The sequence below is a fragment of the Salibacterium lacus genome, assembly GCF_042684865.1.
GTDB lineage: Bacteria > Bacillota > Bacilli > Bacillales > Marinococcaceae > Salibacterium > Salibacterium lacus.
Genome location: NZ_JBHUML010000002.1, coordinates 525,101 through 536,295, shown reverse-complemented (window position 1 = coordinate 536,295; position 11,195 = coordinate 525,101). Strand labels below are relative to the sequence as shown.

The 11,195-nt window shown below is 45.8% G+C and carries 9 protein-coding genes; 2 read left to right on the top strand and 7 right to left on the bottom strand.

Annotated elements, in window-relative coordinates; genetic code table 11:
* Positions 1-142 precede the first annotated feature (142 nt).
* From ACFSUB_RS03520 to ACFSUB_RS03510, 3 genes are all read right to left on the bottom strand, one after another.
* Positions 143-454 carry a hypothetical protein gene (locus ACFSUB_RS03520; RefSeq protein ID WP_380711795.1) on the bottom strand — a complete coding sequence of 104 codons (312 nt, stop codon included), beginning with the start codon at positions 452-454 and terminating at the stop codon, positions 143-145.
* Positions 455-755: 301 nt separating this feature from the next.
* Positions 756-2,045: a 2-oxoglutarate dehydrogenase complex dihydrolipoyllysine-residue succinyltransferase gene (gene odhB / locus ACFSUB_RS03515; RefSeq protein WP_380711794.1), complete on the bottom strand. Its 1,290-nt coding sequence runs from the start codon at positions 2,043-2,045 to the stop codon at positions 756-758.
* Positions 2,046-2,058: 13 nt separating this feature from the next.
* Entirely contained in the window at positions 2,059-4,899 is a 2,841-nt protein-coding gene (locus ACFSUB_RS03510; RefSeq protein WP_380711793.1) for a 2-oxoglutarate dehydrogenase E1 component, read from the bottom strand.
* Between the two features lie 482 nt (positions 4,900-5,381).
* Between ACFSUB_RS03510 and ACFSUB_RS03505 the strand changes: the two genes are divergently transcribed.
* Both ACFSUB_RS03505 and ACFSUB_RS03500 read left to right on the top strand, forming a co-directional pair.
* Entirely contained in the window at positions 5,382-6,161 is a 780-nt protein-coding gene (locus ACFSUB_RS03505; protein ID WP_380711792.1) for an HAD family hydrolase, read from the top strand.
* 146 nt (positions 6,162-6,307) lie between these two features.
* Complete coding sequence (locus tag ACFSUB_RS03500; protein ID WP_380711791.1) at positions 6,308-7,648, top strand: YjiH family protein; 1,341 nt, start codon at positions 6,308-6,310, stop codon at positions 7,646-7,648.
* A gap of 36 nt (positions 7,649-7,684) precedes the next feature.
* Here ACFSUB_RS03500 and ACFSUB_RS03495 read toward each other — a convergent pair whose 3' ends face one another.
* The 4 genes from ACFSUB_RS03495 to nfsA form a co-directional block, all read right to left on the bottom strand.
* Complete coding sequence (locus tag ACFSUB_RS03495) at positions 7,685-7,996, bottom strand: hypothetical protein (RefSeq protein ID WP_380711790.1); 312 nt, start codon at positions 7,994-7,996, stop codon at positions 7,685-7,687.
* 121 nt (positions 7,997-8,117) lie between these two features.
* Entirely contained in the window at positions 8,118-8,810 is a 693-nt protein-coding gene (locus ACFSUB_RS03490) for a hypothetical protein (RefSeq protein ID WP_380711789.1), read from the bottom strand.
* A gap of 263 nt (positions 8,811-9,073) precedes the next feature.
* Positions 9,074-10,243 carry an alpha/beta hydrolase gene (locus ACFSUB_RS03485; RefSeq protein ID WP_380711787.1) on the bottom strand — a complete coding sequence of 390 codons (1,170 nt, stop codon included), beginning with the start codon at positions 10,241-10,243 and terminating at the stop codon, positions 9,074-9,076.
* 179 nt (positions 10,244-10,422) lie between these two features.
* Entirely contained in the window at positions 10,423-11,178 is a 756-nt protein-coding gene (gene nfsA, locus ACFSUB_RS03480; RefSeq protein WP_380711786.1) for an oxygen-insensitive NADPH nitroreductase, read from the bottom strand.
* Between the last annotated feature and the right edge of the window lie 17 nt (positions 11,179-11,195).

Below are 11,195 nucleotides of genomic sequence, written 5' to 3'. Positions count from 1 at the left end.
CGCTGCTGTATGGTACTGCCGGCCGCGTAAAAAAAGACTGCCCCCGCCTATGCAGGAACAGTCTTTTTCACGAGGGAATAACCGAGACAACATCCCCTCTGATTTCCGCCTGGAATCAGAAATCTTTGTTTTTTAACAATTTTCAGGCTCCTGATTTCTTCTTGAAATGCTTGATCCCTGAACAGCTGAGATGTTGAAACGGTCCGAATCCGTTGATTCTGATGCGAAGCTCCCGTTTAATCTCCAGATCACGATGAATATAAAGTACGGCCCCGCTGTGGCAGGTCTTTGCTTCATAATCCATTTCTGTTACAGGACTTTCAAATGACATCATAACGTCCAGAGGTCCGCGCTCTTTATTATGACTGAAAGGATAAAATGGATACAAGCACACTACACCACCATTTTTACTTATCCATGCTGCCGATTTTTTGTCCAAATTAATGCGGTTCATTTTCAGGACCTCCCCCTTGTAAATCGTCTCAAATGATTTGTGTACTATGATTATAACACAGAGATACACGTATTTATCAATAGATACAAGGAGTAATTTTAATTTATTTTTATGTATTATCCATTCATCGAGTGATGTGGCTTTTCATCGATATATGTCACTTATATAAAAGATTGATATAGATTGAAAAATAGTCATGGGTGAATGGAAACACCACTCGTTTCCCCGCCCCAAGTATGCTGTGAAAAAGCATTCAACAAAAAAGAGCTGCCCATTTCAGGACAGCTCTTTTTGGGATATATCAGCCTTCGAGCATAAGGGATTCCGGATTTTCAAGAAGTTCTTTGATTTTAACAAGGAAGCTGACGGCTTCTTTACCGTCTACGATACGGTGGTCATAAGACAGCGCGATGTACATCATCGGCCGGTTTTCCATGTTTTCCTGATCGATGGCTACCGGGCGCCATTGAATCTTGTGCATGCCGAGTATACCAACCTGCGGAGCATTCAAAATCGGCGTCGAGAGCAGTGATCCAAACACACCGCCGTTTGTAATCGTGAAGGAACCTCCCTGCAGGTCTTTCAGTCCCAGTTTATTGTCGCGTGCTTTCAGAGAAAGATCCATGACTTCCTGTTCCAGTTCAGCAAACGACTTACGGTCCGCTTCTCTTACAACAGGCACAACGAGACCATCTTCAGTGGAGACAGCCATACCAATGTCATAGAACTGCTTTTCAATAACTTCATTGCCGTCAATTTCGGCATTGAGAAGCGGGAACTGTTTAAGGGCGGCGATCACTGCTTTAGTAAAGAAAGACATGAAACCGAGCCGGACGTCATGCTGCTCTTGGAATGTTTCTTTCCAGCGCTTACGGATATCCATGACGGCACTCATATCAATTTCATTAAATGTGGAGAGCATTGCTGTATTCTGCTGCACATCAACAAGCCGGCTGGCAATCGTCTGACGGCGTCTTGACATTCTTTTGCGTTCCACCGGTTTTCCATCAAATTCATCTTTTGGTGCCGGAGCGCTTTCCTTGGCTGATGTCTGCTGTTTGGCGGAAGAAGCTGCGGCTTTATTGCTTTCATAGTTTTCTACATCTTCTTTTCTGACCCGTCCCATAGGATCTTTCGTCGGTACTGCATTTAAATCCAGACCTTTTTCTCTGGCCATTTTACGTGCTGCAGGAGATGCTACAGGGCGTTCTCCGGAATTGTCATCCGGTTCGTCACTGCTTTCTTCTTCTGCTGCTGATGTTGTTTCGGCCGGTTCTGCTGCTTTTTCCGGAGCTTTCTCCGGTGCACTTTCTTCTGCAGACGCAGCACTGCTTCCGGCAGATCCGGATGCTTGTCCGTTTTCATCGATGTGACCGATAACATCGCCTACTTCCACCGTCTCACCTGCTTCTTTGGACAAATCCTGGATGACACCGGTATATTCGGATGTTATCTCCACATTGATTTTGTCGGTTTCAAGCTCAGCAATGTTTTCACCTTTTTCGACTGCATCGCCCGGCTGTTTCAGCCATTCTGCAATTGTTCCTTCGGTAATGGATTCCGCAAGCTCTGGTACTTTAATTTCCGCCATGAATGAGTCCTCCTTATTCTTTTCCTGTCAGGGCATTGTTAATGATACGGCTTTGTTCTTTCTTGTGTGCTTTTGGATCGCCTTCAGACGGACTGGAGCGTCTTTTTCTTCCAATATAACCGGTTTCTGCATGTTCCGGTGCGATACCGCGCAGAAACGGCTGAATATAACTCCAGGCTCCCATGTTTTTTGGTTCTTCCTGTACCCAGCGTATCTCCTTGACATTCGGATATCGTGCCAGAATTTGCTGTATTTCTTCTTCTGGGAAAGGATACAATTCTTCCACCCGGATAATGTGCACCCAGTCCGGGACGTTATCTTCATCTATTGCTTCATGAAGATCGACAGCTATTTTACCGGAAGCAAAAATAATCCGCTTCACGCTGTCTTTGTCTTTTCCGGTCAGTGGTTCTTCCATTACCGGATGAAAGGATTCATTGGTCAATTCTTCCGGTGCAGACGCAACATTCTGGTTCCGAAGAAGGCTCTTTGGTGTCATAAGCACGAGTGGTCTCATTTCTTCTGTTCCAAGTGTCGCAGCCTGCCGGCGCAGGAGATGGAAGTACTGAGCTGAACTTGTAAGATTTGCTACATTCCAGTTGTTCTCAGCAGCCAGTGTCAGGAAACGTTCCAGCCGCGCGCTGGAGTGTTCCGGGCCCTGCCCTTCATAGGCATGCGGAAGCAGAAATACAATGCCGGATTTCTGTCCCCACTTTGCACGGCCGGCGGAAATGAACTGATCAAAAATTACCTGAGCGGCATTGGCAAAGTCCCCAAACTGCGCTTCCCACAAAACAAGGGAGCTCGGTTCGTGAACATTATATCCGTATTCAAAACCGACAATGGAAGCCTCGGAAAGCGGGCTGTTGTAAATCGCAAAGGAGGCATCCGCCTTAGAGAGTGTGTGAAGCGGCGAATAAATATCTCCGTTTTTGTAGTCATGCAGCACGAGATGGCGCTGTGCAAATGTTCCGCGCTGGGTATCCTGTCCGGTGAGGCGTACCGGCGTCCCGTCGGCAATAATAGTGGCATACGCAAGTGTTTCTGCATGGGCCCAGTCAACTTTTCCGCCTTCTTCAAGCTGCCCATGGCGGCGTTCCAGTATTTTTTTCAGTTTCGGGAAGACACTGAATCCTTCCGGCCATGTAATCAGTTCTTCATTAATCTGTTTCAGTTCGTCAGCATCATACGAGGTATCAACAGCAGGAAGTCTGCGTTCCACTTCTTCTGGAATCTCTTCTTCCTGAGGCTCTCCCTGCATGGCGTCAGCTACTTTTTCATACTGGGAGGATAAGAACTGCTGGGCATCCTCTTTCATTTTGTCGGCTTCTTCGCTGCTCATGATGTTTTCTTTTTCGAGTTCATCCGCATAGACTTTCCGTACGGTTGGATGCTGTTTAATCACCTCGTACATATGCGGCTGTGTCGATGCCGGCTCGTCCATTTCATTGTGGCCGAATCTGCGGTAGCCGATTAAATCAATCAGAAAATCTTTGCTGAAACGATCTCTGTACTCATAAGCCAGCTTCACAGCTGCCATACAGGCGTCAGGATCATCTGCATTGACATGAACGATAGGAATTTCAAAACCTTTTGCAGGGTCACTGGCATAAGTTGTTGATCTGGAATCATGAGTATCTGTGGTAAAACCAAGCTGGTTGTTGGCAATAATGTGCAGGGTACCTCCTGTCTGGTATCCTTTCAGACGGCTCATATTCAGTGTTTCTGTCACAATGCCTTCTCCCGGAAACGCAGCGTCGCCGTGAATCAGCACAGCTGCTGCTCTTGAAGTATCCTGCTGCGGGAAGCCGGGACGGGAATTGTCATCCTGGGAAGCCCGGGCATACCCTTCAACCACCGGATTGACAAACTCAAGGTGGCTCGGATTGTTAGCCAGAGTGATTCGGGATTCAAACGTTTCCTGCTCCACTTTTTTGTGGGCACCGAGATGGTATTTTACATCCCCTGTCCATCCGTAATTGATTCCGATAGACCCTTCGGACGGAACAAGATCTTTATTCGGTGCATGCTGAAACTCTGAAAAAATAAGATCATAAGGTTTACCGAGAACGTGAGCAAGTACACTCAGCCGGCCGCGGTGGGCCATGCCGATCATCACATCCTGGGCTCCGTCCTTAATGGTATCTTCAGAAAAATCATCCAGCATGGGAACGAGAGTGTCCAACCCTTCAATCGAAAAACGTTTCTGTCCTGTAAATGTTTTGTGGACGAACTGTTCAAAACTTTCTACATTGGTGAGACTCTGTAGCGCTTTTCTCCGTTTTTCCTCAGAAAGGGATTGATATATCCCGCCTGATTCCACCTGCTTATTCAGCCACTGGTGTTCTTCCACGTCATGAACATGATCGAATTCAAACGTAATCGATCTCGTGTACATTCTCTTTAAGTGGTTCACCGCTTCCAGTCCGTTTTCAATATGGTCAGGTGCATCCGGACAGAATAAATCAGCAGGCATCCGCTCGAGATCTTCTTCCGATAAGCCGTATTCTTCACTTTTCAGAAATGATGTCTCACCGCCGGGTTCCTGAAGTGGATTAACATCAGCTGAAAGATGCCCGTGGATTCTGATATTATCTGCCAGTTTTACAGCAGCTGCTGTTTTATTGATGATGTCTCTTTCCGACGCTGTTGAGTCAGAAGATGCCGGCATGACTGCTTCATTCGTATGCATGGTTTGTTCTTTAGGAGCTCCGTAGGTGTCAAACCACTTCCGTGTTTCTTCATCAACTGACTCCGGGTTTTCTTTGTATTGTTCATAAAGGTCCATTAAGTAGCCCAGGTTCGGACCAAAAAATTCTTCCCATGGTTCCTGCCTGGCTTCGTTTTTGCTCATCTGGCTCTACCTCCAAATGGTACGTGATAGTTGGATTTTGAAAAATATGTAGATGATTTGGCATGATGACAGTATACAAGGCGGATGTTTTCCACTCCCCCCTCTCACTAGTTACAAACCTGCTTCATTTCTTTCTTTAACGCTACAATTTATTTTAACATGCGGGTAAAGGCTTCTCAAAAGCTGTGCAGTTAATAATAAGGTCACATCGTCCACGTAGATAAATATGAAGAAACCAGGTGTAATTTTGTACAAAAAATTTTTTGGGTAACCGGATACACATCCGTTAATCCAGTTCTGCTGCCAATCGAAAGAAACTTCTTCTGCTTTTTTACAGTATCAGGCATTCCGAAGCTGGCAAATGTCTAATCATAATTGTACATCATTTCCTTTATATGAAAAGACCCCTGTCAAAATTCTTTGATGCTTGAACCGACTTCGGAGGTTATAATAACACAAAGAATAAGAAAGGAGAGTCTATCATGGCAAATGCTCTATTATTTGATTTGGATGACACTCTGCTGTGGGATAAAAAAAGCGTGAAGGAAGCATTAAGGGCGGTCTGTATGGAAGCCGGAGAGATAACCGGTGTAGATCCAGCAGTATTTGAAAATACTGTACGGGAAACGGCAGAGCAGCTGTATGCAGAATACGAATCCTACTCATTCACTCAACAAATCGGAATCAACCCATTTGAAGGTCTCTGGGGGACATTCCCGGATAAAATAGACAAAGGGTTCCGCAAAATGAACAGCGAAATGCCTGATTATCAACAAAGAACATGGATCGAATCCCTGCGCCGGCACGGTATCGAGAATGCAGAACTTGGAAGCCGTCTCGCGGTGCGGTTCCCTTATCACCGCAGGCACCTTCCCTATGTTTATCCGGATACATTTGAAATGCTGGCAGAGCTTAAAAAAGACTATCATCTGCTGCTTCTTACAAACGGGGCGCCTTCGCTTCAGAACACCAAACTGGAAATGACCCCGCAGCTTGTCCCCTATTTTGACTATATTGTTGTCTCCGGGGCGTTTGGTTTTGGCAAACCGGATCCGTCCATCTTCAGACACTCTTTAAGACTGCTCGATGCCGCACCGGAAGATGCAGTCATGATCGGTGACAACCTTTTGACCGATATCGACGGCGCCAATAAGGCGGACATACGAAGCGTATGGCTCAACCGCACAGAAAAAGAACCTGAGCATGGTATTCATTTCGACCATGAAATTCAGTCTCTCACAGATCTTTCTACTGTCTTGTAATGTAACTTCGCACAGTAATTGTTTGAAATTTATATTTCCTATTGTATACCGTTCCCACCTCCTATATAATTACGTTTGTAATTTTATACATTGTGATATGTATTTATACAATAACAACGCTAATAAAGTAAGAGGTGGAACATGAAATGAACAATAACACACATACACAAAAAGAAACGTCACCTTTACGCTTTCTCTTGTTTTCAGCGGTTGGTATTTTCCTCTTTATGATTCCGATGCGGATTGACGGAGAGATCACCATTCCGGTAGCTGCCCTGGCCGGTTTGCTGGAAAGATGGGCCGGACCGGTTCTTCCCGTTGCTGCTTCTCTTTTTATAGGGATTGCGGTGGTTGGTTCGCTGATTGCTGCGGTGCGGCCTCCGGAAAGTGATTTCATGAAATCACTGTTCGCTGTCGACCGCACCTGGCTGTTTATTCGTATCCTTGGTTTTATTCTGTCTGTCATTGTGGTATTTGATTTAGGCCCGGAATGGCTCATATCAGGGGCTACCGGTGGTTTGATGCTTGAATCTCTCATCCCTCTTTTGATTACGGTGTTTTTATTTGCCGGGCTTTTTCTGCCGTTACTGCTTCAATTCGGCCTGCTGGAATTCTCCGGCGCGGTGTTATCACCTATCATGCGTCCTCTGTTCACGCTGCCCGGCAGGTCCTCTATTGACTGTGCAGCGTCCTGGCTGGGTGATGGGACGATCGGCGTTCTGTTAACGAATCAGCAGTACGAACAGGGACACTATTCGAAGCGGGAGTCCGCCGTCATTGGAACAACCTTTTCCGTTGTATCCATTACGTTCAGTATCGTCATTTTGTCCGATATGAATTTGACTTCCTATATCATCCCTTACTACGTGACGATTGTAGTGGCAGGTTTTGCCGCAGCATTGATTATGCCGAGAATACCGCCTTTGTCCCGGAAAAAGGATCTTTACGCTGATGGGAGTTCGGTTTCCAAGGAGCAGACGCGTCCGCAATCGATGAATGTGTTTCAGTACGGATTTCAAGAAGCGTCCCGTAAAGCTGCCCGGAATAAAGTTTCTTCGATTTTATCAGGGGGCGTGAAAAACGTCCTTGATATGTGGATCGGTGTTCTACCGGTTGTGATGGCTCTTGGTACCATAGCCGTTGTCATTGCAGAGAACACACCGTTCTTCGCTATCATTGGATCTCCGTTTGTTCCGCTTCTTGATCTTCTGCAGGTTCCTGAAGCTGCAAAGGCGTCTGAAACACTGCTTGTCGGTTTTGCTGACATGCTGCTTCCTTCCATTCTTGGAGCGGAGATCGAAAGCGAATTAACACGTTTTGTTATTGCTGCGCTTTCTGTGACGCAATTGATTTACATGTCGGAAGTCGGCGGTCTTCTGCTCGCTTCTAAACTCCCGATCAGCTTTACCGATCTGGTGCTCATCTTTTTGGAACGCACCATTATCACTCTGCCGATTATTATCGGCTGCGCCCACCTTATCTTTTAAACTAAACCCGGATGCCTCCATCGGCATCCGGGTTTTTTACGCTTCTGTTCGTTTTCTACCATACCATTCATCAAGAACTTTGGCATCGAGAACTTTATTTTTGATAAAGGAGACCTGGCTGTTCTGAAATTGGTGCTGCCAGTCTATGTCAAGCTCCTCTGCCATACGGACAATAGTAAGAAGATCCTGCCAGGCGACATACCGTTTATACCAAAAGAACTGCGGCTGCTCGTTCATATACGGGTACAGATCATCAAATTCTGTGTGTTTACAGTCTATGGTCCGTTCAAACTGCTCCTTGGTCTCCTGGAGTTTTTCTGAAAAAAATTCAGACGTCGGCTGCTGCATAGTTCTCCCTCCTCCCGTGTATTTCGTATTTAATCTTATTTTCCCATAACGCGGATTAGACGAAAAGATATTTCTGTCCTGAAAAAGCAGACCCCAAAGCGGCACGGGTCTGCCTGTTTTATCAGCTGATACGGCTTGTGCTTTTTTTCGAAGAAATTTTCCTGGTTTTTCCGGAATAACTGTGCTCCAGTGACTTTATCAGTTTTCTCATCTTTTTATGGTTCATTTCAGGAACGAGAAGTTCTTTATTGATTAAATATTTCACGAGAAAATCCATTCTCCCGCTTCCGTATTTGTTTTGAGAACCGGCGGTATCCAGATAGCAAAGCAGTGCTTCTTCCAGGGTTGGGGCCTGTGCTGCAAAGTCTCCGAAACGTTCAAAATAGATGTGGTAATTGTTTTCGCTCAACTTATTATGCAGAGCCTTCATAAAACGTTCTTCGTTTCCCGAAAGCTGAAAGCCTTTCGTTTCAAGATCCTGAATAAAGAAAACCAAATCAGATTGATAAAAATCCAGCGCCAGGTGCACTTCACTCGTGACGTGCAGTGAGATCATCCGTTTTTCTTCCGAGCGGGCAAGCAATCTATTTTGAAGAGCCCGGGCAGCATCAGGATGAAGTAGAAACGATGGATGAATAGTGTAAAGGTACGTTTTTATTTCCTGATGAAGAAAGTGGTTCCATTTTTCTTCTTCTTTGATTCTAAGGCGTGCCTGCTGTTTCTGCTTTTCTGTGAACGTTTCCATGCGTTGAGCTGTTCCTTCTGCCCGGACAAGATTTTGGTGGGCAACCTTTTCTTTTACTGCCTTCAACATTTGAAAGCCTCCCTCCACTCTTATTTTCTCTATACCTGACACAGCGGTCACAAAACCGTTCTGTCGATTTCCAAAAATGAGTGTATCATACCAGGATTAAAAATAAAACCGAGTATTTAAAAGTTTTTCTAATTATTTTTGATGTATTCAGGTCTCTTCCTTCCTGAACGGGATTCAGGCTTTCAAATACCTTCTGATGTTTGTTGAGAATGAAATAGAGGGAATGAAAAAAGGGAGGTGTCCGTTTTTTGACACCTCCCTTTTTACTTATTCATCACCCGGTTAAGCGTGCTTTTCCCTACTAGAAATGCCCCTATCGCAAGGGCCTCTGCTTCTTCCTGGAACCATGTCAGTCCGGAGGGGCCGTTATACTTGGAGACGGTATACGTCTTCTGATGCGCAACATCGCCGGAAGATGCTTTATTGAGAAAAGCGGCTGATTTATTCAGTGCACGATCCCCCCTGCTCATAATCTGAAAGAATGATATAAAGCCGTGCATCGTTCCCCGGTATCTTACGGCTTGGACAGGAACTTCTGCTTTATGAAGTTTTTCGCCGTACTTTTCCCCTTCATCGCGCAGCGGGTCGTACTCTGCTGTGATGATATAGGCCGGAGGCAGGCCGCTTAAATCTTTTGCATGAAGCGGGGATGTGTAAGGGTTATCCCACATCTGCTGCTTCGGTGTATATTCTTCTCTTGCTTTTAACATCACCTGCCGGGAAAGAAGATAATACCCACTGTCATACGTGATTCTCGATTCAAAATTTACATCCCGGAAGGTGGTCAGCGGATAAAACAGGAGCTGTGCAAACAGATCCGGACCATTTTCATCCCTTGCTTTCATGGCAGTCACAGCCGCAAGATTTCCTCCGGCACTATCCCCTGCAACAGCAATCTTATCAGGGTCCCCCCCGTATTCAGCAGCATGGCGCCCGGCCCACTGCAGCGTTTTATAACTATCTTCAACAGCAGTCGGGAATTCATATTCCGGGGCCACACGGTACTCCGGACTGATTACGACAGCTCCGGTTCTGGCCGCAAGGGAGCGGATGATATTCTCGTGGGTTTCCAGGCTGCCATACCCTTCTAAAAAAGCTCCGCCGTGATAGTAAACAATGACTGGAGCATTTTCTGTATTGGAATAGCTGTACACTCTTACTGGAATCTCGGCATTACTACCGGCAGCTATCGTGGTGTCCTCGCGCTCCATCGTCACCCCGTCATTTTTTGAACTTCCGGGAGTGAGAAAATCGGGCACGGTAATGTTGGTGTCCAGAGAGACAAGATTATGATTTACAGCATGCAAAATAACGGCAGTTTTGGAAGGCAGATCCCCCTGCACGGTTTGAGACCATTTCTCCACGGACCAAACCGTTACCACAGCAAAACACAGCATAAAGATAACGACGGTCTTCAGTCCCTTTTTCCACATGATTATCGTTCCTTCCTGATGCAACAGTCAGCTGTATATTAATTATAACTACATTCTTAAAATAATCTTTACATTCCATCATATTATTTCACAGTTTCTTATCATTAGACAAAAAAAGAAACACCTGCAGGTATATGCGGGTGTTTCTTTTGGGAGCACGCTTTTTTGGCGGCGACGTTCTATGGACGTCCATTCAAAAATCCTTTTTCTTTTGTGAAAGCATTCAGATACAGTCGTTTGGAGTGAGCCAGAGTGGATGCTGCCTGGCTGGTCCAGGTAATTTCTTTATTGCCGGATGAACGGGCGCGGTAGTAGTGAAGAATCGTTTCATCATAGTTCTTGAGCTGCTTCTTCAGTTCATCACTATCCAGGTTGTATGTGTTTTCATGATACACCATCTGCTGGGGAAGTCTCGGTTTCTGTTCGTGCTGCTCTGCCGGACGTCCCACTGCCATACCAAACAGAGGAAGAACGTGAGACGGCGTTTCAAGCAGCGAACTGACAGATTTCAGATTGTTACGCAGTCCTCCTATATAACAGATGCCAAGCCCCATGGATTCGGCAGCTATGGCTGCATTCTGGGCGGCAAGTGCAGCATCAATAACCGCCACCATGAATCCTTCCGTGCTTTCGACCGCTTCCTGGATGTCCTGTTCGTGCAGCGATGCGGCGGTTTGATGTCTGGAAAAATCAGCGCAGAATACGGCGAAGAAACCATTCTCTGCGACGTAGTTCTGATTTCCTGCCAATGCGGCAATCTCTTCTTTTTTGGATTTATCTGTCACCCCTATAATGGAGAAAGCCTGTAAAAAGCTTGATGTGGAGGCTGCCTGAGCTGCCCTGATAATCTGATCTGTTTCTTCCTGCGTCAATGGCTCATTTTTGAACCGGCGTATGGAACGATGACCCAGAATGGTTTGTATTACATCATTCATCTCTTATTCCCTCTTTT

Excerpts from the sequence above, each read along its gene's own strand:
- ACFSUB_RS03520 (WP_380711795.1), bottom strand. The coding sequence starts at position 454 with ATGAACCGCATTAATTTGGACAAAAAATCGGCAGCATGGATAAGTAAA.
- odhB (WP_380711794.1), bottom strand. The coding sequence starts at position 2,045 with ATGGCGGAAATTAAAGTACCAGAGCTTGCGGAATCCATTACCGAAGGA.
- ACFSUB_RS03510 (WP_380711793.1), bottom strand. The coding sequence starts at position 4,899 with ATGAGCAAAAACGAAGCCAGGCAGGAACCATGGGAAGAATTTTTTGGT.
- ACFSUB_RS03505 (WP_380711792.1), top strand. The coding sequence starts at position 5,382 with ATGGCAAATGCTCTATTATTTGATTTGGATGACACTCTGCTGTGGGAT.
- ACFSUB_RS03500 (WP_380711791.1), top strand. The coding sequence starts at position 6,308 with ATGAACAATAACACACATACACAAAAAGAAACGTCACCTTTACGCTTT.
- ACFSUB_RS03495 (WP_380711790.1), bottom strand. The coding sequence starts at position 7,996 with ATGCAGCAGCCGACGTCTGAATTTTTTTCAGAAAAACTCCAGGAGACC.
- ACFSUB_RS03490 (WP_380711789.1), bottom strand. The coding sequence starts at position 8,810 with ATGTTGAAGGCAGTAAAAGAAAAGGTTGCCCACCAAAATCTTGTCCGG.
- ACFSUB_RS03485 (WP_380711787.1), bottom strand. The coding sequence starts at position 10,243 with ATGTGGAAAAAGGGACTGAAGACCGTCGTTATCTTTATGCTGTGTTTT.
- nfsA (WP_380711786.1), bottom strand. The coding sequence starts at position 11,178 with ATGAATGATGTAATACAAACCATTCTGGGTCATCGTTCCATACGCCGG.